Source organism: Pseudoalteromonas rubra (assembly GCF_005887095.1).
In the GTDB taxonomy this organism is placed as follows: Bacteria; Pseudomonadota; Gammaproteobacteria; order Enterobacterales; family Alteromonadaceae; genus Pseudoalteromonas; species Pseudoalteromonas rubra_E.
In genome coordinates, this window is sequence record NZ_PNCI01000055.1 from 53,712 (window position 1) to 79,861 (window position 26,150).

Annotated in this window: 25 protein-coding genes; 14 read left to right on the forward strand and 11 right to left on the reverse strand. The window is 46.8% G+C overall.

The window, feature by feature from the left end; all coding sequences use genetic code 11:
- The first annotated feature begins 32 nt into the window (after positions 1-32).
- From CWB99_RS20060 to CWB99_RS20105, 10 genes are all read left to right on the forward strand, one after another.
- A complete protein-coding gene (locus CWB99_RS20060) occupies positions 33-1,169 on the forward strand; it encodes a PQQ-dependent sugar dehydrogenase (protein ID WP_138552655.1) in 1,137 nt (378 codons plus the stop codon).
- A 335-nt stretch (positions 1,170-1,504) separates the two neighbouring features.
- Positions 1,505-2,362: an ADP-ribosylglycohydrolase family protein gene (locus CWB99_RS20065; protein WP_249332011.1), complete on the forward strand. Its 858-nt coding sequence runs from the start codon at positions 1,505-1,507 to the stop codon at positions 2,360-2,362.
- 112 nt (positions 2,363-2,474) lie between these two features.
- Positions 2,475-3,008: a GNAT family N-acetyltransferase gene (locus CWB99_RS20070; RefSeq protein WP_138552653.1), complete on the forward strand. Its 534-nt coding sequence runs from the start codon at positions 2,475-2,477 to the stop codon at positions 3,006-3,008.
- Between the two features lie 236 nt (positions 3,009-3,244).
- Positions 3,245-3,715: a DUF3291 domain-containing protein gene (locus CWB99_RS20075; protein WP_138552652.1), complete on the forward strand. Its 471-nt coding sequence runs from the start codon at positions 3,245-3,247 to the stop codon at positions 3,713-3,715.
- A gap of 52 nt (positions 3,716-3,767) precedes the next feature.
- Positions 3,768-4,304 (forward strand): DUF1697 domain-containing protein, encoded by a 537-nt coding sequence (locus CWB99_RS20080; RefSeq protein WP_138552651.1) that lies wholly within the window; start codon positions 3,768-3,770, stop codon positions 4,302-4,304.
- A 467-nt stretch (positions 4,305-4,771) separates the two neighbouring features.
- Complete coding sequence (locus CWB99_RS20085; RefSeq protein ID WP_138552650.1) at positions 4,772-5,143, forward strand: VOC family protein; 372 nt, start codon at positions 4,772-4,774, stop codon at positions 5,141-5,143.
- A 179-nt stretch (positions 5,144-5,322) separates the two neighbouring features.
- Positions 5,323-5,622, forward strand: coding sequence for an antibiotic biosynthesis monooxygenase family protein (locus CWB99_RS20090; RefSeq protein WP_138552649.1), 300 nt, complete (start codon positions 5,323-5,325; stop codon positions 5,620-5,622).
- Between the two features lie 48 nt (positions 5,623-5,670).
- Positions 5,671-6,447: an alpha/beta fold hydrolase gene (locus CWB99_RS20095; protein ID WP_138552648.1), complete on the forward strand. Its 777-nt coding sequence runs from the start codon at positions 5,671-5,673 to the stop codon at positions 6,445-6,447.
- 30 nt (positions 6,448-6,477) lie between these two features.
- On the forward strand, positions 6,478-7,461 hold the full coding sequence (locus CWB99_RS20100) for a S66 family peptidase (protein ID WP_138552647.1): 984 nt from the start codon (positions 6,478-6,480) through the stop codon (positions 7,459-7,461).
- Complete coding sequence (locus tag CWB99_RS20105) at positions 7,461-8,183, forward strand: hypothetical protein (protein ID WP_138552646.1); 723 nt, start codon at positions 7,461-7,463, stop codon at positions 8,181-8,183. Before CWB99_RS20100 ends, CWB99_RS20105 begins: the two co-directional genes overlap by 1 nt.
- Here the strand turns inward: CWB99_RS20105 and CWB99_RS20110 are convergent.
- The gene (locus CWB99_RS20110; protein ID WP_138552645.1) at positions 8,128-9,255 is read right to left on the reverse strand and encodes a helix-turn-helix domain-containing protein; all 1,128 of its coding nucleotides are present in this window, start codon (positions 9,253-9,255) and stop codon (positions 8,128-8,130) included. The two genes, CWB99_RS20105 and CWB99_RS20110, sit on opposite strands and share 56 nt — an antisense overlap.
- 213 nt (positions 9,256-9,468) lie before the next feature.
- Between CWB99_RS20110 and CWB99_RS20115 the strand changes: the two genes are divergently transcribed.
- A complete protein-coding gene (locus CWB99_RS20115; protein ID WP_138552644.1) occupies positions 9,469-9,918 on the forward strand; it encodes a hypothetical protein in 450 nt (149 codons plus the stop codon).
- An 84-nt stretch (positions 9,919-10,002) separates the two neighbouring features.
- On the opposite strand, the gene CWB99_RS20120 is transcribed toward CWB99_RS20115, so the two are convergent.
- Together CWB99_RS20120 and CWB99_RS20125 are read right to left on the reverse strand one after the other, a co-directional pair.
- Positions 10,003-11,280 (reverse strand): metal-dependent hydrolase family protein, encoded by a 1,278-nt coding sequence (locus tag CWB99_RS20120; RefSeq protein WP_138552643.1) that lies wholly within the window; start codon positions 11,278-11,280, stop codon positions 10,003-10,005.
- Positions 11,281-11,385: 105 nt separating this feature from the next.
- The gene (locus tag CWB99_RS20125; protein ID WP_138552642.1) at positions 11,386-13,164 is read right to left on the reverse strand and encodes an MFS transporter; all 1,779 of its coding nucleotides are present in this window, start codon (positions 13,162-13,164) and stop codon (positions 11,386-11,388) included.
- Positions 13,165-13,230: 66 nt separating this feature from the next.
- Here CWB99_RS20125 and CWB99_RS20130 point away from each other — a divergent pair, with 66 nt between their 5' ends.
- A complete protein-coding gene (locus CWB99_RS20130) occupies positions 13,231-15,633 on the forward strand; it encodes a hypothetical protein (protein WP_171045408.1) in 2,403 nt (800 codons plus the stop codon).
- 41 nt (positions 15,634-15,674) lie between these two features.
- Here CWB99_RS20130 and CWB99_RS20135 read toward each other — a convergent pair whose 3' ends face one another.
- From CWB99_RS20135 to CWB99_RS20160, 6 genes are all read right to left on the reverse strand, one after another.
- Complete coding sequence (locus CWB99_RS20135) at positions 15,675-16,004, reverse strand: hypothetical protein (RefSeq protein ID WP_138552641.1); 330 nt, start codon at positions 16,002-16,004, stop codon at positions 15,675-15,677.
- A gap of 364 nt (positions 16,005-16,368) precedes the next feature.
- Positions 16,369-16,950: a hypothetical protein gene (locus CWB99_RS20140; protein WP_138552640.1), complete on the reverse strand. Its 582-nt coding sequence runs from the start codon at positions 16,948-16,950 to the stop codon at positions 16,369-16,371.
- A 9-nt stretch (positions 16,951-16,959) separates the two neighbouring features.
- Positions 16,960-19,026 carry an LruC domain-containing protein gene (locus CWB99_RS20145; RefSeq protein ID WP_138552639.1) on the reverse strand — a complete coding sequence of 689 codons (2,067 nt, stop codon included), beginning with the start codon at positions 19,024-19,026 and terminating at the stop codon, positions 16,960-16,962.
- A gap of 222 nt (positions 19,027-19,248) precedes the next feature.
- Positions 19,249-19,920 carry a sterol desaturase family protein gene (locus CWB99_RS20150; RefSeq protein WP_249332013.1) on the reverse strand — a complete coding sequence of 224 codons (672 nt, stop codon included), beginning with the start codon at positions 19,918-19,920 and terminating at the stop codon, positions 19,249-19,251.
- Between the two features lie 373 nt (positions 19,921-20,293).
- The gene (locus CWB99_RS20155; RefSeq protein ID WP_138552637.1) at positions 20,294-20,599 is read right to left on the reverse strand and encodes a hypothetical protein; all 306 of its coding nucleotides are present in this window, start codon (positions 20,597-20,599) and stop codon (positions 20,294-20,296) included.
- A 201-nt stretch (positions 20,600-20,800) separates the two neighbouring features.
- Entirely contained in the window at positions 20,801-22,651 is a 1,851-nt protein-coding gene (locus tag CWB99_RS20160) for a haloalkane dehalogenase (protein WP_138552636.1), read from the reverse strand.
- Between the two features lie 192 nt (positions 22,652-22,843).
- Between CWB99_RS20160 and CWB99_RS20165 the strand changes: the two genes are divergently transcribed.
- A complete protein-coding gene (locus CWB99_RS20165) occupies positions 22,844-23,875 on the forward strand; it encodes a sensor histidine kinase (RefSeq protein ID WP_138552635.1) in 1,032 nt (343 codons plus the stop codon).
- Between the two features lie 15 nt (positions 23,876-23,890).
- The gene (locus tag CWB99_RS20170) at positions 23,891-24,643 is read left to right on the forward strand and encodes a LytR/AlgR family response regulator transcription factor (RefSeq protein WP_138552634.1); all 753 of its coding nucleotides are present in this window, start codon (positions 23,891-23,893) and stop codon (positions 24,641-24,643) included.
- A 766-nt stretch (positions 24,644-25,409) separates the two neighbouring features.
- Here CWB99_RS20170 and CWB99_RS20175 read toward each other — a convergent pair.
- Both CWB99_RS20175 and CWB99_RS20180 read right to left on the reverse strand, forming a co-directional pair.
- On the reverse strand, positions 25,410-25,652 hold the full coding sequence (locus CWB99_RS20175; protein WP_138552633.1) for a hypothetical protein: 243 nt from the start codon (positions 25,650-25,652) through the stop codon (positions 25,410-25,412).
- A gap of 78 nt (positions 25,653-25,730) precedes the next feature.
- The gene (locus tag CWB99_RS20180; protein ID WP_212748532.1) at positions 25,731-26,081 is read right to left on the reverse strand and encodes a hypothetical protein; all 351 of its coding nucleotides are present in this window, start codon (positions 26,079-26,081) and stop codon (positions 25,731-25,733) included.
- Positions 26,082-26,150: the final 69 nt, after the last annotated feature.

Sequence of the window (26,150 nt, forward strand, 5' to 3'; positions counted from 1 at the left end):
AACCTCTTTCTGTCGACTTAAGTTGAGCAAGCATGAAGAAAACATTAAACAACATTGCATTAAGCTTATTTTTTATCTCTGCCCAGAGCATCCAGGCGGTTGAGCCTCAAACTATCCCAGTTGCAAAGAGCGCTGATAACTATCAACTGGAACTGGTTGCGAGGGGTATTCAGATCCCCTGGGGAATGGTGTGGCTAAACGACAAAGAGCTGCTGGTCACCGACAGATCGGGGCAACTTCGCCTGATCAAAGAGGGTAAGCTGGTCGACAAACCGATCGAAGGTGTGCCAGAGGTACATGCTGAGCGCCAGGGTGGCCTGCTGGATATCGAGATAGACCCTGACTATAGCGAAAACGGTTGGATCTATTTTTCTTATTCCGGCTTTGAAGGCGAAGAAAAAGGCAGCAATACATCTATCATGCGTGCACGCCTCAAAGATATGAAGCTGGTTGATAAGCAGTTAATATTTGATGGTTTTCCAAATACCAAGCCTTCTTTTCATTTCGGCTCTCGCATTGAGTTCGACAAAGATGGCTACCTGTACTTTTCGATTGGAGACAGGGGCAACCGGGACGTGCACCCGCAGCGCTTAGATCATGATGCAGGTAAAATTCATCGCATCAATCCCGATGGCACAATACCCGATTCAAACCCATTTGCAAAACAAAAGGATGCGCGTAAAAGTGTGTATTCCTATGGCCACCGCAACCCGCAGGGTATGGCTATGCACCCCAAAACGGGCGAGATCTGGACCCATGAGCATGGCCCTCGGGGCGGCGATGAGATCAATATCATCAAGCCGGGCCTGAACTACGGCTGGCCTGTGATCACCTACGGAATCAACTATAACGGAACAAAGATCACCGACGAAACCACCCGAGATGGCATGCAACAACCTGACTGGGTATGGGTTCCTTCTATCGCACCATCCGGTATGGAATTTATTACCAGCGACAAATACCCACAATGGCAAGGCCATCTGGTTGTCGGTTCAATGAAATTCGCCCACCTGGTACTGGTTGAACTTGACGGCAACAAAGTGGTTGGCCACAGTAAGCTCTTCGAAGGCGCCGGCCGTGTGCGTAGCATAGCGACTCACCCCAACGGTGATCTTTACCTGGGGATAGATGGCAGCGGGATCTATAAAGTGATACCCAAAACCAAATAACCAGCAGTACTTTCATCCCGGCCACCGAGCCGGGATTTTGTTTTAATTACAGTACACCTACCAGTGAAGGTAGTGACCTACGTCCGCCACTTTTTATCGCTATGTTGGCGCAAGGCTTGCCACTCATTACATAAGACTTTGCTACAAGGTTATTTTACAACAGCATCAAATAGACGAGGCTAAGGCCTAGGTATATGTGGATTTAATCCCTATATAGATTAGGGGATTCGCGTTGGTTGGAAGTAAATTTGATGCAGGGACAAAGAGATAACTTACAAGATAGAGTCATTGGCTCACTAGTTGGTCTAGCGTGCGGCGATGCTGTAGGGACTACATTGGAATTTGCAACCAAGGGAACATTTAAACCATTAACAGATATGATTGGCGGTGGCCCCTTTAACCTCAATAAAGGGCAATGGACTGACGATACGTCAATGGCACTGTGTCTCGCCCACAGCCTGCTGGAAAAACAAGGATTTGATGCAAAAGATCAAATGGAGCGCTACTGCAAATGGCATAACCATGGTTACATGAGCAGCACTGGCACGTGTTTTGACATTGGTATGACAGTATCCCGTGCCTTGCGACAGTACCAGATCACTAACATCCCGTTCAGTGGCGCCACAGACAAATATTCGTCAGGCAATGGTTCAATCATGAGATTGGCACCTATTCCGATTTACTACTTCTCAGATATCAGCACTTGCATGCTATATGCACAAGAAAGCTCTCGTACTACGCATGGCTCCCCACTATGTCTGGATGCATGCAGGCTGTTTAGCTTCCTTATCCACAAAGCGTTCACGTCTCAGTGTAAAAATGACATCTTCGAACAGATACCCGGGCATTTCTGTAGCGAACTGGACCCAGTGACCACTTTTCACTTTAAGGAGCTGGATTACTCAATGCTGACAGGTAGTGGCTATGTCATCGACAGCCTGATATCCGCTCTTTGGTGCTTTTACCATAGTAATGATTTTAAGGAATCTATATTACTTGCTGCGAATATTGGCAATGATGCCGACACAACAGCAGCAATATGTGGTCAAATTGCCGGCGCATTTTATGGATACAATGGTATTCCTGTAGATTGGCGAGAGTCCATCACAATGGCCCCTGATATAAAACAACTCGCTTTAGACCTATATCAAGCGGGGATATATGCATTGAAAATTACAACCCCACCTCAGTAGGAATCACGTAATGTCCTCAGACTTTATTATTCAGTCAATTGACAAAAATAGTGTTCAACAAGCCGCGCATTTAATTGTTAATGTGTTCAATGAACGAGAGCCTTTGGCACATTTGAACGCCGCTGACCCCAAAGAGTTCGCCGATTACATGCTTTTTTTATCAAAAAAATGTGCAGAAGAAGGCTTGGGTTTTATTGCCAGAGAGACCAACACAGATCGGGTAATAGGTGCGATACTATCCGCTGACTTAGCCGAAACCGTTAATGGTGATAGAGGTCTGAACGAAGTACACACCAATCCGATAGCGGCATTAATTGGTGCATTAAACGGTGCTTACTTTACTCAAGGTGACATACAAACAGGCACCTATTTAAACATCAAGTTTGTTGCCACAGACGCCAACTTTAAAGTAAAGGGAATGGTGACAGCCCTTATTTCAAGATGTATCCAAGAAGCTAAAGCACAGGGGTCTAAGTTTGCACAGGCAGAAGCCACAGGCAATATCTCGCAACATATTTTTGCCAACAAACTGGGCTTTGAAGAGAAGGCGTTTATTAAGTACAGTGAGTTTGAGTTCGCAGGCGATAAACCTTTTTCGTCCATTACAGAACATCAAGGGATTAAGCTTTTAGTAAAGAACATCTGACAGTTAACAAACGATACTCTGTGCGCCAGTACGGCTGGCGTAAGGGTTGACACGCAAACTGCATACCCCTCCCCTTTATTGCCTCACTTAACAAGCCTACAAAAACGGGAATTGGTATAGTCCAACAGCTGCCCCCTTGTGTTCCTGAAAAACAATCTTATATCCTTCATTGGTCGTGAATAAAAAAACATCAACCGTCATATAAATACTCATCAGGAACCTCAAGGAGCGTACACATGAAATTGGCCCAGTTAAATATAGCTAAAGCAAAATACTCGCTGGATGCCCCCGAGATAAAAGATTTTATCGACAACTTAGAGCTGGTCAATGGTATTGCTGAAGACAGTGAGGGATTTGTCTGGCGACTAAAAGACGAATCGGGCGACGCTACTCACATTCAGAAGTTTGACGACCCCAGTATTATTGTCAATATGTCGGTGTGGGAGTCGGTTGATGCGCTTAAAAACTTCATGTTCCGGACCCACCATCGTGACTTTATGCGCAGAAAAGGCGAATGGTTTCATCGCCTGGCCGAAGATACCTATGTGCTATGGTGGATTGAGGAAGATCATATCCCGACGCAAGAAGAAGCATTGGCGCGTCTGATGCACTTGCGACAAGAGGGAGATACTCCCTATGCCTTTACATTTAAGACTAACTTCACAGCATCGGAAGCGGCTATTTACTCCAGGGATGCACGGGGTTAGCATGCGTTGGGGTATGCCATTTAAAAACAATAAGTAAAAAAGGATCAATCGTATGAAATATGTGTGCCTGATGCGTGGAATTAACGTCAGCGGCCAGCGTAAAGTAAACATGAAAACGCTCTGTACGCAACTCGCTGAACTGGGGATGGATAATGTCAGCTATTATCTGCAATCTGGTAATCTGCTCTTTGACACCTCGCTGACCAGTTCAGAGATCAAAGCCACGATCACACAATTGCTTGGTGATGCCTACGACTATCAGGATGTCGATTTATTCCTGTTTACCTTTGATACACTACAAGCCATTTACGATGAAATGCCTACATTTGTTTCTGATCAGGATGTAAGTAAAAGCCATTTTACCTTCCTCAATGACATACCTGATACCAAACTGACTGAGCAGATGGACGACCAAGCCTTCTTGCCAGATCAATACCGTCTCTGTGGCACTATGGTTTACGTTTATTGCCCCAACGGGTATGGCAGAACTAAAATACACACCAATTTTTTTGAGCGCAAACTTAAGGTCAGAGCCACCACCAGAAACCACAAAACAGTTGCTACCTTGTTGGATAAACTCAGCAGCTAACAGGCGCCACAAAACTGACTCTCCTTTAACACGACTGGATTGGCTAGCTGGTCGTGTTGGCTAAGTTGCTCACCTACATCGACTGTTTAATCCATGAGTAATAGATCATGGATGCAGGACCTAACTCGTCATTCGTCGAATAAACAGACACTTTTGCCATTAGTTTGTGTATCATGTACCCAAAAAAGTCCTTTGATAAGGAATTTAGGTGAAACCCATTTTGTTTGTACTCGTTAAAAACACATAGCTGTTACGCTGAGTATCACACTGTGAAATCGAGACGTATATTGGCTATGCATTCACCAAAAAGTAAAATAACGCTGCCAAATTAGAGTGGCATTCAAGTATACATGAAGTAATGGCATGTCAGACAGGAGATCAGCTAAGTGCGTGTTCAGAACGCTAAAGATAAAAGCTTTGCATAAACATGCCATACTAAATTGACCCTTTAAAAAGTGGAAAAAGAAATGCCTCAAAACAACCCTGTTGGATATTTTGAAATTCCAGTCACAGATCTGGATCGTGCTATGGCGTTTTACCACGCCGTATTTGGTTTTCAGTTCGAACATGCCGTTATCGATGGGCACGATATGGCGCTATTTCCTTCGAATGATCAAGCTACCGGCATAACCGGTGCACTGGTTACAGGAGACAGTTATATTCCATCTAAAGCGGGCCCGCGGCTGTATTTTCATACCGACGACATCGATGCTACGCTGGCCAAGGTGCTGTCTCTGGGAGGTAAAACCCTCTATCCCAAAACATCAATTTGCGGAATTGGCTGGGTTGCAGAGTTTGAAGATTCTGAAGGGAACTGTATCGCCCTGCATGCCGAGTAACCTGCTCCGAGCCAAATTTAGAGCGCCCTGTGACACACTCTGTCAGCAGATATAGGCACACCTACAAAAAATGCGAGCACATCAATACGCCTGATGATAGTCTGAACACTCAAAGATATAACCAATTTCAGTGTCAATATTACGCTAGTATGAGCAGGCTAACTCAGGGAGACATACCTATGTTTAGGGTAATTTATCGGTGGCAAGTACCCACTGAAAATATCGCCGAGTTTCAGGCAACATGGCGCGCGACAACGGATGCAATTCATGAGTCCGTTCAGGGTGCGCTGGGCAGCTTTATGCTACAAAGCTCTGATGACCCAAATAAAGTGCTAACTATAGCCAAATGGCGTTCGCGTGCAGATTGGGTACACTTTTGGGATAACAGCAACCCCGAACAAATGCATAAGATGCGCCTGTTGGCTGAGCGAATTTCCGTTGAAACCTTTGACGAAGTGGAAGATCGAACCCACTCATAAAACTGTTCACAAGCTACAGTATCAATACCCCACATAAAGGACTCTATCATGACAAAACAGTCAGCCTATGCAGATATCAATGGCATATCGATTCACTATGAGCAAAGTGGTAATCCGGACGGTTTTCCTCTGGTCATGCTGCACGGAGGTTTGGGCTCAACCCGGGATCTGGATGTACTCACTGAGTATCTGGGTACTCATTTCCGACTTATATCCATTGACTTACGAGGCCAGGGAAAATCAAGCCTGGGCAATGCACTTTTGAGCTATGCACAATATCAAAACGACGTGCAGGCATTGCTTGATTGGCTGGATATTTCACGCTACTTTCTGTTTGGTTTCAGCGATGGCGGGATAGTCGCCTACCGTCTGGCGGCGCAAAACCCGACTCAAGTTTTAAAACTACTGACACTGGGATCATCCTGGCGTCTGGAAGAAGGTGATCCGGCGGTTGAAACACTGCGCGGCCTAACCGTTGAAATGTGGACTGAGCTGTTTCCTGAGGGAGTCGCTTATTATCAGGCATCGAACCCAGCCCCGAACTTTCCTGCCCTGGTTGAGGCAGTAAAAACGCTCTGGCTTGATACCAGGGAGTCTGGCTACCCTTGTGATTTGGTGGCACAAATTGATTGCCCTACCCTGATCATGCGAGGCGACAACGACTTTCTTTTTTCTCTGGAAGAGGCCGTTGCACTCAAAGCGCGTATTAAAGACGTCAGCTTTGCAAATATTCCCTTCACCACCCATGCCGCTCATCAGGAGTTACCGGCGCTGGTCGGCCCCATCATCCGACAGTTTTTTCTGCAACCAAATCAGACACCCTAACATGCAGTGTAATCAGGTATAAGGAAACATATGAACGAACATAAAAAACGGGCACGCATTGTATCCCCCAGCAGATCTGCTGAGATCTTGTCCCGAGAAACAACGGCCACCGCCATTGAAACACTGGCTGGGCTGGGTATCCATTGCGACTTTGCCGCGAATTACATACACCGAGAGGTTACCACAGCCCAGTTGATACTCGATAAGGCAAAAGATTTGAATGACGCCTTTGCGGACCCAGAAATTACGCTTATTTTAAGTACCATTGGCGGTCACAATGCGAACAGGACGCTCGACCATCTAAACTGGGACATGATCCAGGCCAACCCAAAGCCTCTGTGTGGATACTCAGACATCACCGTACTGCTCAACGCTATCTATGCCATAACGGGCCAGATCACCTATTTGGGCCCGCACTTTTCCTCTTTTGGCATGCAACAAGGTCTCGAGTTTACCCTCAGACATTTTGAGCGCGCCTTACAGGATGACACAAACTATGCGCTTGGCGTCAGCGAATTTTGGTCTGATGATCTTTGGTTTATCGATCAAACCAGCCGCACTTTTATACCCAACCCGGGCCCCATTATTGTCAACAAAGGGACGTGTGAAGGCACCATTTTGGGTGGCAACCTTTGCTCATTCAATTTATTGCAGGGTACCCGTTACATGCCAGATTTAACCGGAGCGGTTTTATTTGTCGAAGAAGATAACCTGCTGGGTGACCTGACCCTGACGGAATTTGAACGCAACCTGCAATCTTTGTTGTCTCATCAGGGCGCTGAGCATATTGCCGGTTTAGTGGTCGGCCGCTTTCAAGCCGACAGCAAAGTAGACCTTAACGACCTGGCAGAGCTCCTGAGCAGTTATGAGCAACTGGCATCTTGCCCGGTCGTGTGCAATCTCGACTTTGGTCATACAACGCCTATCTTCACCGTTCCCATTGGTGGACAATGCAAGCTCAAGGCATTGGATGGTAAAGTAACCATAAATATCCATACACAGCAAAACAACTAATGGGTGCCGTAATCGATTATAAATATCCGTCACAGACGCAGACCCCTGACTTACCCTTTGCATTCTATATTACCTGGCTTTGGGTCATTGGGCTGATAATTTTGCTGGGGTTTATCCCCAGTTATATTCTGCAGTTTTCATCACTGACTACGATGCACCACTGGCACGGCGCTTTGTCCTTTGTCTGGGTGGCCGGTATGCTCAGCCAGGCCACGCTGGTTTACCAAAAGCGCTTGATACCGCACCGAACACTTGGATGCGGCCTTGCTTTTATCTTGCTGGCTTTTATTGTCTCAACGGTGGTTTTATACACCACCGTATACCAGGAACGTATCACCACCAGCGTTATATTCAGGTTGGTGTTGAGCCTTGATATCGCCCTTTTCCCGCTCTTCATATTCTTTATGTATCGGGCAATTTTCAGCGCGGGCTCTTCACACAAACACGCACACTGGATATTGCTTGCATCTGTAATGCTACTGCCTCCGGGACTTGGTCGCCTGATCCATGGTCTGTTTTTCTTCCCGTTTGATTTACCGCCCAGGTATTTCTATGAGCCAACCGTGATTATCACAGGGTTAATCCTATACAGAATCGGTCAGGCGCAAAGCTGGCAATTCAAAAGCACCAGAGTATGTTTAGTGGCATTTATTTCAGCTGTTCTAATCAGTTATGCTGTTGCTTACGATATAACGAAGGAGTCAATCCCGTGGCTTTCTTAAACGCAGTGTTAAAGGTCGACTTAGAGTTAAAACCCACTTCAAACTGAATGCTCGACACCTGCATATTTGTTTCTTTGAGTAATTTTTCAGCCTGTGATATTCGATAGCGATTTACAAACTGGAAGAAGTTGGTCTGCATTAATTGAGACAGAGTTTCTGAAATGTGATTTTCGCTTACGCCAATTGCACTGGAAAGTTTATTCAAAGACAAATCCTCTTCCATAAACAGTTGCTCTTCCTCCATCGCTTTTTCCAGTTTAGCCGCAATACGCTGCATTCTATCCAGGCTCACTGTCGATGTACGAGGCTGCCGGGCTCTCGGCTCTCCTTTGTCGGCCGGAGTCAAAATCGGTTGTTTGAGTGCCAGATAGGCGAAGGCAAGTAGTACGCAAGCCTCAAAAATGGGTAGTATCACCCCCTGCCCAAACCAGCGCCAACCTAAAAACACCGAAATGTAACCGGTGGCATAGCACAGCCAAACCAAGCCCCACAGCAATAAGATGACGGCAAACCAACTGATTGAACGCGACTCAATGTCAGAAAAACGTTCCATTAATTGCTGCCGGTGACGGCTATGAAGTTTTAAAGCGCTAATAAAATAAACCGCTGTGTACAAAACAAAGATCTGCGTTGAGGCAAAGCAAGAGAATAAAGCCAGCTTGTAGTGCTGAGGATTTCGGGTTGCCGGGTCCGCCAGTGCCAGTTTCTCCGCGGAGCTCAGGCCGGACACAAACGGAGCCATCACCGCCATCACCAAAATCGGTCCTGATAAAGCCCATGCATAAGTCCGTTTCGAAAATTCAGGATTAGGAGACATGGTCGCACAGGCGTAAAAATACAGTGCCGGACCTAACAGTACACGCACAGGAAACTGTGCGCCAACCAGCCAGGGCACGTGACGATATGCACCGGAATATACCACCAGTTCACCGCACACATGAACTATCAGTAAGGCGAGTAACGCTATCAGATAAGTAGTTTGCCTCTGCCGGGGTTTATTAACCGCCTGTAGCAACGCCAGAAGCAGCATGCCCAGCATACTAGAGTAGATCAGTGTGCCTAACGCACTCATTTAAGCTCTCTCAAAAAATGTAAAAAAGACAAGCGGTAGCATATTGGAAACAACTAAGGGGTGCAACCAGCGAGCAGATATAGACGCCATGTTGCTCAAGGCGAATTCAACAACTATGAAAGTGTATATTTTACATAGTATTAGATTAAATATAGGATAGTCAGTTACTGGTGGGCAAGTGGTCTTTTACCACCTTAAATCGCAAAGGATTCTATGAAACTAACACTCAAACTTTCTATCGCTATTTACCTTATTTCTCTGTGCCTGCCTGCTATTTCTCCTTTGGAATATTCAGCAGAACATCTCACCGATGGCTATGAAATACTCTTACTGGGACCTGCACAGGTTTTTTTTGGATTTGTTATGTTGCCTCAAATGCCCGGACTCGGACTACTGCTGATGTTACCCTGGCTGGCAAATATCAGTTGGCTGATAAGTCTGGTCACTTATACGGAAAAAGTGGGTCGCATTGCGGGGCTCTGTACTGCCGTGATCGTGGTGGTGTTTTTCGTCCACCCCGTTGCCATTATTGGCTCTTCCATAAGTGTGGTCTTGTTGCAGTTGCATATTGGCGCTTACCTGTGGATGCTGGCACTCATGCTACCATTACTCACTTTGTATCCGCTCACAGCAAAAAAGCAGCCTCACAACACAGCGTCTTAGCCTGTTAAATCGCCCATTTGGGGTAAGGTCAAGCGGCCTGCGGGTAAAACTTCACAGGCCACTTTCAATTGAGCGTAATAAAAATTACTGACGTTTATCCACTTCCACTTTGCCGTCTTTGATCACCAGGGTCACAGTTTCCATCACCTGAATATCTTTTAACGGGTTACCCGGTACAGCAATGATATCAGCCAGCTTACCCGCCTCCAGAGAACCGAGCTTGTCCTGCATCTTTAACAAGGTCGCAGAATTGATAGTCGCGGCCTGAAGTGCCTGAAGCTCATTCATGCCAAACTTGACCATACGGCTGAATTGTTTGCCGTTTTGACCATGAGGGTACACTCCACCGTCCGAGCCAAACACCATGTTCACACCGGCATTAACGGCTTTCGTAAAACTGGCTCGTTGAGTGCCGCCAACTTTTCGTTCTTTATCCAGGCTTTCGGGTAAAATACCGGCTTTTTCTCCCTCACTCAGGATATATTCGGTATTGTAAATATCCATTGAGAAATAAGTACCATGTTGCTTGGCAAGCTTGATAGCTTCATCATCCAGAAAACTAACATGCTCAACTGAATCCACCCCGGCACGGATAGCTGACTTAATGCCGTCTGTTCCATGCGCATGAGCAGCCACGGTTAGGCCACGTAGATGCACTTCTGCCACCAGCGCTTGCATTTCCTCAAACGAATATTGCTGTGCACCCACTTTAGTGCCTTTGGATAATACACCACCGGTTGCACAGAACTTAATAACGTCCACACCATATTTGATGTTTTCGCGCACCTTTTGTCTGACTGCCCAGGGGCCGTCTGCCACCCCTTGCGCTACCACCTTGTGTTCATGAGTAAACAGGTTATTGTCACAGTGGCCACCCGTTATCCCAAGCGCCGGACCCGATGCGAAGATGCGAGGTCCAGGTACGTCGCCATCATAGATGGCATCACGCAGCGCCAGATCAGCATAGCCACCAGCACCCAGGTTACGCACAGACGTAAACCCTGCTGCCAGTGTGCGTTTGGCGTTACGTACACCTGTGATTGCCGAGCGCGGCGCAGTACGCTGCAAGCGCTTGTATCCATGCACCTGTGCATCACCGGTAAGGTGCACATGCATATCAAACAACCCCGGCAACAGAGTATGGCCTTTAAGGTCAATCACAGTGGCATCTTCCGGGTAAGCTTTTCGGTTGCTTCGCGATACCGACACGATAGTGTTGTCTTCGACCACCACAGTGGCAGGGCGGATGAGTTTTCCTGTGTTAACGTCCAGCGCGGCATCGGCATTAAGTACCAATGTATCAGCAAAGGCATTGCCACAGGCCATAAGCACTGCGGCACTGATCAGAGTTGTTTTCAACATATTCGCTTCTTTTTTGTAGTAATTAGTCGACTCAGTCTAGTCATGGCAAGACGACAAAGGCAACCTAAGTGCGACCAACTTCGGCGAACGTCAGAGGAAACAGCGCTATAAAGCCGTTTGTTCCTCTATTGAGACCTGCTGTATAGGCGTTTGAGTTAAAAAGCGGTTGAAAAGGTATAGAGCAATCGCTGTCACCAGTGCCAATACACCAAATAACCCCCACATTAGATCAGGTCGGCCATCTTGCTGGACCAAAGTGGCATAACTCCACCCAGATAAGAAGCCGGCAAACAAAAAACCCAGGGCCATGGACACAAAATAGTAGCCCATATACAAGGCAGCCTGTGAAGGCGGCGCGATACTCGCTACGTACTCCTGACTTTTAGGTGAGGTCAGCATTTCTCCCAATGCAATTAACAAGATCACGGTAACCATCAATGCCCCGCTCGTTGCTGTCAGCTCAATAGCCATGAGTGAAAAGGCACCAAACATGACAATCAGTCCTGCTGTCAGCACATAAAACGGCTTTATCCGCTGACACAAATAACTGACCAGGATCTGGAGCAATACAATGGCCGCAAAGTCCAGGTTGATCAAATACTCTGGATTAACTTGCCGATATTCAAGCAGCGAGTGAGTGATCTGCTGCAACTGTGCGTTCGTCAGGGTCTCCGACCCTTTCAAATCAGCCATCAGGGTTGTCAATTCGTGGATTGGTACATTTACTTTAAGGTGAACCCATTCCAAACGCAGGACTTCAACGGCTGGTACAGTGCCGGCTTGTAATTGTGAATGTAATACCTGAACTGCATTTTGTAGCTGCGCACTATCTACATATGCAAAGAAAGCGACGGCACCCTCACCAAAAAAGGCAATAAAGTTCAGCAAATCTCGGGTATCTACATAGTCACGGATAAACAAAGGCAAGGTATAAAACAGCTGGTTGTACACTGTCCAGAACCCAGCAAGAATGGCCAGATACACCGCAAATCGCACGTTACTGACCCTCATGGGCTGTGCCCACCAGACAGCTTTCTTCTGCGTGACTCTCTGAGCGAGCCGATCCCAAATCACATTAACACCCAGCCAGAGCCCGATCAGTGAAAACGCCTCAACATAGCTGAGGGCTTCGATTCCTGAACACATCAATAGCACCACGGCGACTAACAACGTCAACGCAAAACGGCCATTGCCAAGCACGGACTGAGCTTCTCGCACAACATCATGAAGCGACGCTTTTTCCCGCTTAAGGCTCGGTGGATCACGGTAGAACCACAAAACAGGAATAAAATTCAGCAAGATCCAGCATGCCGACATCATAAACACGGCATCCCAGCTTATCGCCCTGAGCGCTCCAGCAAGCAAAGGCCCAAGAAAACCGCCAATATTAACCATGGTATAGAAAATGCCAAACCCAAGGCCGCGATTACTGTCGTTAGTGCTGTGAGAAATAGTGCCGACTACCACAGGCTTGAAGCAAGCAGCCCCCAGAGCAACCAGGCTTAGTGCAGCAAAAAACGGCCAAAAGCTTTGCGCCTGACCCAGTAAAAAGTACCCCGGAGCCATAATGGCGAATGACAGCAGAAACATTTTGCGATAGCCAAGCTGATCGCCCAGCGCGCCAGTCAGTACGGGCAACAGATAGAGAAAAAACGGGATGATCCCCTGTACCGCACCGCGCTCAAGATCGGTAAATCCGACCCCGCCCTGAGCACTGGGCGTGGTCATATACACAGAAGACACCGCAAAAAAGCCATACCAGGCTAACCGCTCAAATATCTCCATGAGGTTAGCGACATAAAATGCACGGCTAAACCCTGATTCAGAAGCATCTGCACTTTGCCTCCCTGTATCTCGTTGCTCGCTTGATGTATTTATCGACATTGACTTGGATCCTATTGATTATTATTGTATACAATATACATAAAACACCTATAAGAGAAAGTCAAAATGTTACGATTGAGTTTAATTGCGTTGGCACTCCTGAGCGGCTGCCAGTCGTTAGAAAAACCACCTCAGAGTCAGGTGGATCGAGTTTCTGGCCAGATAGCACAGACAATCCCGAGCCCAGCCCAGATGCGTGTGGATATTGACGTAGCGGGTAGAACCAGCACGCTTAATCACATCGACATTAGCTATGTCGGTAAACAAATACCGCGTACATACAGCGATGGCAAGATAACCAATAGCCGAGGCTATCACTGGTGGGTCAGCAAACACTTTGCGCTCAAAAGCGATCTGAGCGAGGAAAAAGTCCGCCTTTATCTTGAGTTACTGGAAATGTCTTACCCCCACTACGTTGAGCTGTTTGGTATGGCACCCGCGAACATTGATAATCAGCGCATTGCTGTCGTCTACGGCAGCTCTCGTGAGCGTGTACGTGAAGCCATGCTGGACGACGGCTTTTTGCGTGGCGTACACAAAACAGCCGGGGGCGAAACCATGTATTACAACCGAGCCGGATACAGTTTTCCCAGCCACCGACATCACCATCAACGCTATATTGTGATCCACGAAACTATGCACGCTTTTCATATGGCACTCAATGGTCATGCAACCTGGGCGCCAAGCTGGATCACCGAAGGTATGGCCGACGCCATCGCCAGCCACACCTATGACAGTGACAAAAAACAGCTCAGAGTCATGGTATTCGACCGTGCCCCTATGAACTACCAGATCATGGGACTGGCGCAGTATCATAAGAATGGACAACCCAGCTTTGAGCAGATCAATGATGACCCGCAACTGCGTCGTGGCCTTAACTTTTTCATCGTGCATTTTTTGTTAAGTGACCCACTGCGCTATCAGTATTTTAAACGCTATCTGCGCACCCTGATGGCATTGAACCCAGATTCTGACGCTACCTTGCCAACCGCCAATGCCCTACTGAAAACCACCTTTTCAGACTGGCCACAGCTGGAGCGCGACTTTGCCCAGTTCGTTCAATCAGCAAAGCCGAGCTTTTATATTGTACAAGGTCCCTGGGAGCAAAATGGCCCGGGCTACTGGCTGCGCAGCAACGATGAAAAAGCCCTTCAACGCCTGGATATTACGCCGTTTCGTAGCACACACCACCCGGTACTGGATTTCCCCGCACCTCAGCCACACCCTGCAATCAACCCGCTCAGCAAAGATTCTTTCGCGGCCTTATTAACACTGCAACCTGAACAACGAACCCGAGGTGAAATTGGGATAGGCTTGCTAACCAAGCTTAGCAATGACAGCCTTACACAACGTGCTGGATTGACTGAAAAAGCTGATTTTACTCAGGACCAGATGTTGCAAGTGCTACTGAATGATGGCACTCGACTGTCCGTCATTGACACAAACCGCGGCACCACACAGGAGGTTGCACTCACGCCGGCAATGCTCAGAAGTTTAGAGCAAACCTTGCAACTGGGTCTCAATCTGCGTACCACCAGCTCAGGGCTGGAAGTTGAGATTAAATCAGCTGACAGCACACAAACCGTTGCCTTTATGTTGCCTGACAACGTATTGAATGCGATTGACTTTCAACAAGTTGCCCTGCTGGGTCGCAACATGAATCATACGGTTACGCCTTATCTGTATGGTCATACCTATGAAGTACCAGAGCTGGAGATGAGCACTGCTAACCCCTGGTATTTTGCAGGTGCAGATCTGGCACACAGAGCCTTTAATACGTGTGTTGTATTTTCGGCGCAACTTCCGAATTGTATGGCTAAACTGGACACTCAGCTGGCAAAACAAACCGATTTGAGCCTGCACTCAGCACTGAGCACGAACTTACAAAGCATGCTCGACAGTTGGCAACGACAGCTCTCTGATGATGCTTTGTATGCGCTCAGCGGCATCGAACTGGCATTACGGTTTGACGGTGATGAGCCTTTTATTTCAGCACATAACCCCAGTCAGCAAACTGCCGAAGTTAAGCTTCAGAGCGGCAAATCCTACTCTTTGCCGCCAGGTAGACACAAACTGCCGTTATCGTTAACCCAGAACCAGGCAGACTACACCCTTAGCTGGCAGGGCCTAACGCAGACGGGTCAGGTCACTTTGGAAAACCAACAGTTTGATGGCGTGTATTTATATGCCCAGCTTAGCAAGGGCAACTCAGATCTGGAGATCAGTCTGACCGGACCCTATTCCGGCGACACCCATGGGAAACTGTCGGTACAGTTCCTTCCCTACCAAAGCCCGGCATCTCAGCCTGCGCTTTGGGAGCAGGAAATCAGCATTTCTCCCTATGAGAAAAAGCGCTGGCAACCGCACTTACGCCAGCCTGGAGAGCTCAAAAACGGAGTACTGAAGGTCGTCGCCGTATTGGACGTAGACGGAGAGCCTATCAAACTGGTGGAAAGCTTTAAGCTGTAGAAAAACCTGGGGTGCAGGTCAATATTATTTGCACCCTTTTTTTACTTATTACTGGTGACGTGTTTGATTCTCGAAATGCCCTGAACACATCCATCTAAATGCAACGAAAGTGGCTGCGAAGCCATATGCGCAGCAAGGAGCAGAGAATATATTTCCTGAAAGAAAGGGTGATGATCATCCAAAATATAGTAGTCTGCACGGCCACATTTGCCTAAATCAGACATACCGGTTTGCTTTACCAACACTCCTGTATGGCCTTCGTACCACAAAATAGTTTTGATCACGCCGGAGCTGTCTCCGGAAGCGGCATTGGCCTGATTTAAAAGTGTAGACAGAAAAAAGAAAACAATGACAAAAAAACCCTGTTTCATCCGAAAAACTCCTTTTATTTTATTAAATTTTCTAAGCTGGAATAGTGTCAATGCGATGTTCGCAGTGTATAAACTATATGAATAAACCATACGCCAGAGTCGTGCACTCGACCCGTATAGCCTCAGTTGGGCTGATTATAATGCGCTAAGCGAGTGCGGCAAAAACAAATAGTAACTTAACAAAAATCTATCACCTAATGGTTACCTTCTCAAGCACCTACTCGACTGTGATTGATGAACTTTTTAATGCATATGACTGAAGGCGGATATTTAAATAATTTAAGAAAAAAGCATATCTCTGGGCAGGGATATGCTTTGCGTTGGATTATTGTGAGTCACCACAATATGAATTACTTATTGCACATTAGTTTATTTCCCATGTTTGCTGTTGTTGCGATCCGTCAAACTCCCAGTTATACACCAGCGGCTCAACATCTGTGCTGTAATACCAGATTTCGGCTTTGAGCTTTTGCTCTGAGTGTGGCAACACAATTTGAACAAACAGACCGTTACTATCGACAGGCGCCCTTAAAAAACACGTGTCGTCGTCCGTTAATGAGGCATCCTGTTGACAAATATTAATAAATGCACGGCTATTCACAACATCGGACGCAATTGACACAGCCACGGGCACATCAGTACGAAAGTCGAACGCTTCATCAACGATCACAGCCTCCATGCCTTCTGTACTGCCACTGCCTTGCGCTGGTTGCGTGTCGTCATTCTGCGCTTCCTCTGCAGAGCCTTCCTGCGTTTCGCTATTGCTATCCTGCTCAGCAGCATTAGCTGTTTGTGTTTGCTCGGTATTGGCCGCACTACTTTGCCCTGCGTTGCTGGTAGCACTTGATGCAGTATTGTTTGTCTGAGTTTGCCCCTGTGAGTCACCAGAACCACCACCACAAGCCGCTAATAATAGAGTGATTAGAGTTACGATTAATTTGTTCATGGTGCTCTCCTAGTTTTGCGCTGCGTTGCTGATGGTGTACTGGTAGTCAGGTACTGGATTTTCGAACCAGGTTGCATTTTGAGCGCCTGCAGACTCAGCAAACGATGCAAACTGTGGATACGCTGATGACATATCAACGCGCTCCATTGGATGGTCCCACTGAGAATTAATGATAAGTGCCCAAGGCAAACCCGTAGACGTTTGGAAGAAGCCGTTGGTTGAAGAGGTGTCATCCCCCTGATCCAAATAGCTGCTATCAAACGCTTCGGTTGGCGCATGATTTTTAAGATGGACTTCCCAGCCACGACCGTTGTTCTGGTCTACGAATGGCCCGTGGTAATGACCATCTACTGCGAAAATAAACGGATCAACCTTGCTGTTTGTCGCGACATTAGCGTTGTAGCTGGTTGCTAATGGGATCGTGATTTCAAACGGGTAAGGCGCGCGTTGAATATCACTGCAGCCTGTTTCAGTTCTGAAGAATTTGCAGCCTGGCTGAACCGGCACCATCTCTCTGGTATCGGCAAACACAACGACTATAGCTTCGTTTCGGTTGGCTTCCAGCGGACTGCCAGCCTGCGACGTACCGTCAATGGTCAGTTCAATTTGGGCTTCATCAACATCCTTACGAGCGATGTCTTTTAACCGAATGGCAAAGGCATTGTGATAACCGGCCCCGACTGCTATCAGTGCCCCTTCAATGTTGTAGCGCACAACCTGATTGCCAATCTGACTGGTCGTCACGCGATATCGAACCACCACGTCGTTAAAATCATAGTCACCTTTTTGCGGCCATAAGTCTTCAAATGCCGCTGTTTTCCAGGAAGTTGAGTTCTGGATCAGGCTACTGGCTGCGACAGAAACGTTTAAGTCTTCCACCTCACCATTATCAATCCCGCCCTGAGGTGCGATATCTGGGTTGTTAGATACCCTGAACCGAGCCCAAGTGCTGCCCGCAACAGCATCAACAGGGACTGGGATAAGTACACGGTTTTCGCCAGCAACCCCCTGGTACTCGCTGACCACGCGCTCCGACTCCAGGAACTGGCCATCACCGTTCCAGTCAATCCAGGCATTCACATACCCGGACTTTGATAGCGTGAATGAAACCAGCGTTTCGTAGCCTGTTTCCAGGTTAGTTAAAAAGCTAATGCCATTGTCGTCGTCTGTGGCTTTAGGTACATATTCTGCACTGACACTCTGGCCAAAAAATAAGTCACCCACATTATGACGGGCGCCATTGGCGTTAAGCGAGGTGCCATAGCTATCCGGTGCGTCGCCGTAGTCTATGGTCGGGTCTTCTGTATCATCAATAATCGGGGCTGTTGCACAGCGTGCACCGTCGTTAGTATTGGAAACCGGACCGTAGGCGAAAAGCTGGGTATTATTTGGGTCGGTTATATCTATTTTGTAAACATGACCATCCTGATTTCTGCTGATGTAAAAATTGCTCTCCACATCAAAATAGACGGCACCAAATGTCCCTGACTGGCCCACATTGCCAAGGTTGGTGCTGGTGCCGTTTGAAACGTCTATGCGGTGCAGATTACCATTGCTGTCTACACTGTACGCCAGGCTGGCATTTTCATTGGGCGCAAACGCCATATCAAAGATATTCAGGTTCAGCGCGCTGCCATCAATGATGCGCTCTGCCTGCAAATAGTCGTCGCTGTTTTCGTCGAGCGATACGCGATAAAGGCCTAAACTACTACCTTTCTTGTAAACATAAAATGCATTCTCGTGAATAGCGACATCACCCACGTAAAAGTTGGTATCGGGGAATCCCGACGTCATGATGGGCTCGAGCACGTAATCTTTTCCCACCCGACCAATGTCTTTGTTGCTGTAATCCCAGCCGTAAATGTAGCGGTCGTGGACACTAAACCCGATACCGTTGAGCTTGTTATTGGTACCAACATTTTCAGCGAACGTAGTGTACGAACCCGAGACCAAGTTAACGCCATACATAGTTGCTGTGTTGCCCTGCACCAAAAAGGCTTTTGACGGGCACGTGTCGAACGGGGCGGCTGATAGTCCTGCTGAAAACACGCAGGCTCCGAATAATATCTTTTTCATGTGACTCTCCAACGTTTTGATTTGCTGTTAGAGAGATTGCAAGCATGAGGCCAATTTTATAACACTGATTTTAAAGGTTTTTTATTTTTCACATTTGCATTGTTGCAATACGCAATGCAGGATGAAAATCGCAATGAGAAAAACGAAACTAAAAAGCACGCTCTGCGCGTGCTCAACCAACCACCAAGGATCACTGAGTTCATTGACCCTGTCGATCACGCGTCATGACTTATAGACATCTTTGGTCTTGAGCATGTCGTAGACTCTGTTTTCACGTGTTTCATCAAAGCCAACCTGCTGAACATACGCTTTTGGATTAGAAAAAGTGCCGAATAACAGATCCCAGATAGCTAACCCGTAATTTTGCTTATGATGCATATATTTATGATGAACTCTGTGCATCTCAGGGCGCTGTAACACAAAGCCCAGCCAAAATGGCGTTTTAAGGTCTGCGTGTATGTAGATATTGTACAAAGCAGCAATAATCAGGCTGGCGGCAGTCCCATAGGCATCCAGGCCCAAAATAAAATAGCAACACAAGGCATTCAAAAACGTGGCAGCAACGCCATCAAAAGGATGCATATAAAAAGACGTGAGGGCTTCAATTCGCCTGGGGCTGTGATGCAGCTGGTGAAAGACACGCCACAACAAGTCAAACTTGTGCATAGCTCTGTGCCACCAATAGGCAACAAAGCTGGTTAATAAGAAACCAAGTGCACCCTGCAGGAACATGTTTTCACTGCTAAAACTCAGTAAAGACACAGTGCTAAATACATCAACAAAAATCAGGCCAGCACCAACCGTACTAATCGATTGAAATAAGCTGATACCCGAGGCAAGGATCATCCAGCGCCGGTCGCAGCTGTTTTTAGACGCAGGAGCGATAACCTCCATAGTAAAAACACAGATAAATGCGGTAATAACTATAACTAAAGTAAGTAGCTCCATCCTGACCTGACCCTTTAATTTTTGCCTGAATAACGAAAAAACGATGACTGTTCCAAACCCTTTTCTGAAAAGAATAACCGACTGGTATCACTTAAATGCTGAGTACTGGTCCAGACTAGCCAGCCTCAATTACAACAAAACAAGCAGTCAGCCACGCCAAATACTGTGCGTCATCTCAACTCAGTTTGGCTTGTCGTTCACGCTTGTAGCACGCTGCCCATGCACCAATTACAATCGCTCCCCAGCCAACCGCGAAAAAGACAATATCTTGCCAGAGGGGATAGACGGTATCGTCTGCTGGTAAAACATACATGACAAGTCAGTCAATCACTTCGACCACAATAATTATCAACACCGCAGACTTTACGAAATTGCCTTTCAAATAGCCTGCCACTAGATAAGCGGTGAGCATATTGAAAAATCCAAGAATGAACAGAAGGACACCAATGACCAAAGGAGAGCTAATGATTGCCTCATCCATTTCAGCGTCTGTAAAATTATTGGTATACATAAAGTCAAATGCCGCTATCCAGAAGAAAACCTCAGCAATGGCATAAAAAAAGTAAACAAGAAGCGGAATAAAAATGAGCACTTTAAGCTCTCTGAAATCAATAAAACGGTTCATATGGCCCTTGTAAGCATCAATACTCAGCTGGCTGTTATATACCTGTGCGTTTGGCAAACATGCGCAGCATAATTGTTCCAAAATTAGCCACATCATTATGTGGAACTTTACCCTAAACTACAACCGCGCTAAAGCGCGAGAAGCAAGTCAGACAAGTCAGGAGAGCAGTCACCTCCCCGTGCGAAGAGGTGACCAGGGTGACTACTGCACCAGCTGATAACTATTGCCTAATTCATCCTGCAATACATAAGCAATGCCCTCGACGGGCATCATATCCAGCGGTTCCGTCAGGATACGGCTGGAAAACGTCCAACCCTCAGGCAGCGTGAGCCGGTCTCCCAGATTTGCCAGGTCATCCATTTGCAATGAGGCGTCCGAAATACGGCTGAATGACTGCATCACAAACACCTGACCTGTGTTATCGGTTAGCTCATAAATGCGTCTGCCTTTATAGAAGTGCCAGGTATTGCTTCTTGACACCTCACCGGCAACATAAGGGAGTTGCTCACCCTGCGCAGCACTCAGATCAGCGGTGGTTAGTAAACGCATATTTATCTCTCCGAACTGGCGAATTTGCGTTTCAGCCTCTTGCGCAATCACCTCCGCACCGCGGCTTTCGTCCACCACAAAAAAGCGTGGACCGTTAGGGATCGCGCTTAGTGCGCCGTATTCTGCGGCAACGTCTTCAAAGTCGATGGCATCCCACTGAGCCTGACGACACATATCGACGCCCGGCGTACCCCACACCTGAGCAACTATTTTGTCATCTTGCAGGTAAGGCAATAAGATCTCGCAATACCGCATGTTATAGCTTGGCCCACCCGTGACCAATGGTGCCTGTGGCGCAGTGGTTTGCAGAAAATCTAACACATGCAGCGCCAGGTCCTCTCCTACATCATCCTGGATAAAATGCCCGGCCTGAAAGCGTCTGTGGTCTACCTCGTCTGAGCCGGGCACATGGTTCACCCACTTATGCTGATTGGCCTCGCTGCCGAGCCCTGTGTCATATTCGCCTGCATTGAACATAAACGGGTTATGATAAGCGCCCAGCGTTTGCCATGCCGGTAAAGTTTGCATTTCTATACCAGAGAGCATAGAAGGAAAAGCCCGGATAGCCGCTTTGTACTGCACATTGGGGTAAGGCGCATTGTATGCAGTGACTTCTGCCTCACTCAGTTCAATCGCAGAGAGCTTTTGTACCACATCCCCCGCCATCAGCTCCGGTACACTGGCGGCATAATCGATCCATTGCTGAAACCCTTCGACGCGATCGCTTGAACGGGTATCAAAAAAGGTGCTGGCATCTGCTGGTTGCGACTCATCTATCTCAAAGCTGGGCACGTGATAAGGGTTAGTACCGGTTGGAATAATGGGCATATCCCCATTTGCGACCACGATTCTGGCAAAGCGCTCAGACATATTACCCGCCACTCTCAATCCAATCAGGCTGCCCCAGTCTTGTACAAACAAATTGATATCGGTGAGTTGTAACTGGTTAATAAATGCCTTGGTCCAGAAGACATGATGTTCGTACTGATGCACCGCCACATTAAGCGGTTTATCTGACTTCCCCATGCCCATATTATCCAGCGCAATCACACGATAACCGGCCTCAGCCAGAATGGGGATCATTTTACGGTATAAATATGACCAGCTCGGCTGACCATGCAGCATGAGTATCACTTCACCATCTTTTGGCCCTTCGTCGACGTAATGCAGTCTAAGTCCTTCAATGTCGAGATAGTTCGCTGCAAAATCATAGCCGGGTAACTCATCAAAACACGCATCCGGAGTGCGGATAAACTCTACGCCTTTTGCTGTGGTCGACGTCACGATATCAGCTTCCAGACACTCAGCGCTCAGCGGGCCTGTTTCGGGCCTTGCCTCTGCTGATGTCTCAGAGCTCACCGTATCTTCAACACTGATTTCTTCATCATCGCTATCGCTGCATGCCACTAAAACACCACTGAACAGACAGATACCAATAACCTTGCGCAAACTCATAACCGACTGTTTTAACGTAAATTGTGTTTCTCGGATGTTGTGAACCATAGTCGTTTTCCTTATATATCAGATAACAATTGCTTGTCGTGTTGAGGCATAGGAATAACACCGCATAGGAGTGCAACGTAGCCCGCTGTGTGCAGATGGTGTAAAAGTCTGTCTCAATGGTGTTTTGGCGACATATCATCGGGGCAAGATTGCTTGTACCATTTAATAACTTAGTGACGACGGAAACTCCGAGTGAATACAGAGCAGACAATACCGAGTCAAATCGGGCTTTATAACAAAAAAACAACGCAGGCCTGGATCTTTTTGCTGATCTGGCCCTGGTTCAATATCTTGCTGTTATCCAGTGTGTTACTGCTACTCGAGCTGTTCACACTGCCCTTGTTTGCTCAGGTAATCGTAAAAATATGGGGGGGATTTTGTGCCGGTTATCTGTTGTTTAACCTGTGTGAGTCTGTCTTTTCTCGATATTTGCCAAAAAAGCTTCATCACAATATTTGGTTGCTCAGGCCCTTTTCCATCATTCTGCTTTACATCCTGATAGGCCCTGTCGTCAACCTGCCAACCACTAATCCAGCTGCTCAGGTTACATTTTTGCCTATTGTCATTATGTTGCTCGAGACGTCGGTCTACATTGCGGTGATGCTGATGTTTAAGCAACAGACCTATTTTTTTCGGTCTCAGCTCCAGGCGCAAAAAGCCGAATTACAAATGCTGAAAATGCAGTCTAACCCGCACTTTTTGTTCAATACCCTCAACCTGATAGCCAGTGAAGTCACCCAGGACCCCCTCAAGGCTAAGGCGCTAATTTATGATTTGAGCGACTTGCTGCGCCAAACCATTGAGCTGACAAAGCACCAATTTGTAACACTTGAACAAGAACTAAAACTGGTTGAGCTCTACCTTGTGTTACAACAAAAAAGATTTGCAGACAGACTCACGTTTGACTTAGATTGCCAAAGTGAATTAGAGCAACTTGCAGTTCCTTCTCTGCTGTTACTGCCGGTGGTAGAAAACGCAGTAAAATATGGCATTGCACCTTATGCACAGGCAGGTCACATCAGTATCGTGGTTGAAGCGACTACGCGCTCTTTGCTGATTGAAGTGCAGGATACAGGCGCGCCATTCGATGACACCCTAGTGAGTCAGGGCGAAGGCCTGCGCATTACGCACGAAACCCTGGCACTGCACTATCAAGATGAAGCGACGTTTAAACTGGTGTCTACTGACGAGGGCACCAGCGCATTCATCACGCTGCCCCGATAAACACACGAGCCCCAAATGAATAAAAAAACCGTGATCATCGTCGATGACGAGCAGGCTGCCAGACGGCACTTAAGGGATGTAATAAGTGGCTTTGATGAGCTAAATATTGTTGCAGAGGCCGCGGATGGCAAGTCGGCCATAGAGCAGATCATGCACTGGCGCCCGGATATTGTCTTTCTGGATATTGAAATGCCAGAACTTAATGGCTTTGACGTAGCCACGGCAACGCAGAGTTTAACCTATCAGCTGGTATTTATGACGGCATACGAGCAATATGCGCTGAAGGCCTTTGATACCAATGCCATAGACTACTTAGTTAAACCTGCAAGACCGGTGCTTATCGCCAAAAGCATTGGCAAAATTATTCGCCAGCAAACACATAACCAGCCACAGCGCTCATCAGAGCGCCTGATCCTCAACGATCATGCACAACAAAAGATCATTGAATTTGAGCATATCAGTTATATTGAAAGTATTGGCCGTTATCGGCGGGTACATTTATCAGCGCAAGGCGCCAGCATCCACAGCACAGACACCATTATTTCCGAGCAAACACTGGATGGATTTTGTACCCAGTTGCCTGACTCACAATTTTACCGCTTACATCGCAGCTATATCATCAATGCCACACAGCTTTTAGAGCTTAAATATCACGCCCGCAAACATTTTGTGCTACTTGCCGGAACGGATGTGCAAATTCCTGTATCACGTAGTTTTATCCACACTTTAAAAGAGCGGATAACCCACCAGGCAAAACTAAAGAGATAAACCTCGAGTTTGAAGTGGACAACAGCGTAGTTAAACCAACCTATGATTGGAACAACCCTGCGTAAATTAACCAAAAATCAGTACACAGATTAATGTCAAAAAGCGCAAACAGTTTCTAACTTAGGGATAGAGTTACGAATCACTCGCTGTGCTATGCCTCTTCAGTTCTGACCTTTCTTTGCACGTTATAAAGAAGCTAACCTCTTTCTCTGAATTTCTTATAAATAAACCTGATTGTTACGACCAAAGCTCCAATCAAAATAGAATACAAGGGCATCTCAAAAAAGAGCATATTCATTGCTCGTTGACCTTCATGACTCGCTTTTGAAGCCCAAAGTAACCCAGACAGACAAAGCACTAACCAGGGTGCAACCGCAACACTAAGGCGAAGCCTGAGACAACCGAGCGCAAACTTAAACTGAAACCAAACGGCGATTGCTGGAATGACTAACAGTCCCCCATACCAAAACAAAATACTACCCAGTTCGATGCAGTAAGCGCATAAGATAGCCAATGTTGAAATTACTAGATTAGCGACATTATGTTTGAATATTCCGTCCATACTTCCTTGCTTATAGCCTCGCTGCCTCGAACCTACGTAAGCCTCTAGCCATATCGGCTCTTACCTGAAAACACCGTTCAGTCGGCTTAGCCACACAACCGTTATATTACACATTATTAGGCCTGGCTATTTCCTTCTTATCAGGTACCCATGGTTTTAGAGCAAATGGCTTCAACACAGGCTTTAACTTCATCTCTGGTTGCCTTACTTTATAAAATAATCAAAGCACTCTTGGCAGATCCAATGACCGTTTGCACTATATGCAAAGCCTGAAACTACATCGTGAGTTTTAAAAATAGTCCAATAACAAATTACACAGTGTTCATGGTCATTTTCTTTTAGGTATTGTTGGTAATCCCAAACCAAGGCTTTACACCAAGATACTTCTTTCTCAATATCAGAATACAGCCATTCCTGCCCATGGATCATAACTTTTTCATCGAGCATCCCGTAGCCTTCTCAGTTAGAAATAGCGATTATGCTAATTTGAGCACAAAAGGTGCGTAGATGTTGAGTTTTATCGTACTAATTTTTTATAACGTACCACTGGCCAAAAAGGTGATCTACACAGTGAGTATTGGGCAAACAAACATCTTTGGGGTTTACGTTACCAAACGCATATATGCCTTCACCTATGCCGTTTTCACCTTTGTATGAAAAAGCTTTCCTAACTAACCACGCCCCCCCATAATTTTGTAGCCAGAGAGCATGAATAGCGGAATCTTCAAATGGCTTGACTATTCTGCTTAAGTCCGGGTTGTTCACTTTTTTATATTTAGGTTCGCCGGCTACCCAAGCTAGCGAACTCTCTTCTCTTAGTGAAGATTTACCCAACCATTGTATGGAAACATATCCTTTTTTCTCAACTTCCTTCATTGTGTAGTGGTTTAATAGATCCGGACACATTGATAAGAGACAATAACATCAAACATCGAGGTATCCATG

Coding starts and splice junctions, on each gene's coding strand:
- CWB99_RS20060 (WP_138552655.1), top strand. CDS start 33: ATGAAGAAAACATTAAACAACATTGCATTAAGCTTATTTTTTATCTCT.
- CWB99_RS20075 (WP_138552652.1), top strand. CDS start 3,245: ATGAAATTGGCCCAGTTAAATATAGCTAAAGCAAAATACTCGCTGGAT.
- CWB99_RS20080 (WP_138552651.1), top strand. CDS start 3,768: ATGAAATATGTGTGCCTGATGCGTGGAATTAACGTCAGCGGCCAGCGT.
- CWB99_RS20085 (WP_138552650.1), top strand. CDS start 4,772: ATGCCTCAAAACAACCCTGTTGGATATTTTGAAATTCCAGTCACAGAT.
- CWB99_RS20090 (WP_138552649.1), top strand. CDS start 5,323: ATGTTTAGGGTAATTTATCGGTGGCAAGTACCCACTGAAAATATCGCC.
- CWB99_RS20095 (WP_138552648.1), top strand. CDS start 5,671: ATGACAAAACAGTCAGCCTATGCAGATATCAATGGCATATCGATTCAC.
- CWB99_RS20100 (WP_138552647.1), top strand. CDS start 6,478: ATGAACGAACATAAAAAACGGGCACGCATTGTATCCCCCAGCAGATCT.
- CWB99_RS20105 (WP_138552646.1), top strand. CDS start 7,461: ATGGGTGCCGTAATCGATTATAAATATCCGTCACAGACGCAGACCCCT.
- CWB99_RS20110 (WP_138552645.1), bottom strand. CDS start 9,255: ATGAGTGCGTTAGGCACACTGATCTACTCTAGTATGCTGGGCATGCTG.
- CWB99_RS20115 (WP_138552644.1), top strand. CDS start 9,469: ATGAAACTAACACTCAAACTTTCTATCGCTATTTACCTTATTTCTCTG.
- CWB99_RS20120 (WP_138552643.1), bottom strand. CDS start 11,280: ATGTTGAAAACAACTCTGATCAGTGCCGCAGTGCTTATGGCCTGTGGC.
- CWB99_RS20125 (WP_138552642.1), bottom strand. CDS start 13,164: ATGTCGATAAATACATCAAGCGAGCAACGAGATACAGGGAGGCAAAGT.
- CWB99_RS20130 (WP_171045408.1), top strand. CDS start 13,231: ATGTTACGATTGAGTTTAATTGCGTTGGCACTCCTGAGCGGCTGCCAG.
- CWB99_RS20135 (WP_138552641.1), bottom strand. CDS start 16,004: ATGAAACAGGGTTTTTTTGTCATTGTTTTCTTTTTTCTGTCTACACTT.
- CWB99_RS20140 (WP_138552640.1), bottom strand. CDS start 16,950: ATGAACAAATTAATCGTAACTCTAATCACTCTATTATTAGCGGCTTGT.
- CWB99_RS20145 (WP_138552639.1), bottom strand. CDS start 19,026: ATGAAAAAGATATTATTCGGAGCCTGCGTGTTTTCAGCAGGACTATCA.
- CWB99_RS20150 (WP_249332013.1), bottom strand. CDS start 19,920: ATGGAGGTTATCGCTCCTGCGTCTAAAAACAGCTGCGACCGGCGCTGG.
- CWB99_RS20155 (WP_138552637.1), bottom strand. CDS start 20,599: ATGAACCGTTTTATTGATTTCAGAGAGCTTAAAGTGCTCATTTTTATT.
- CWB99_RS20160 (WP_138552636.1), bottom strand. CDS start 22,651: ATGGTTCACAACATCCGAGAAACACAATTTACGTTAAAACAGTCGGTT.
- CWB99_RS20170 (WP_138552634.1), top strand. CDS start 23,891: ATGAATAAAAAAACCGTGATCATCGTCGATGACGAGCAGGCTGCCAGA.
- CWB99_RS20175 (WP_138552633.1), bottom strand. CDS start 25,652: ATGCTCGATGAAAAAGTTATGATCCATGGGCAGGAATGGCTGTATTCT.
- CWB99_RS20180 (WP_212748532.1), bottom strand. CDS start 26,081: ATGAAGGAAGTTGAGAAAAAAGGATATGTTTCCATACAATGGTTGGGT.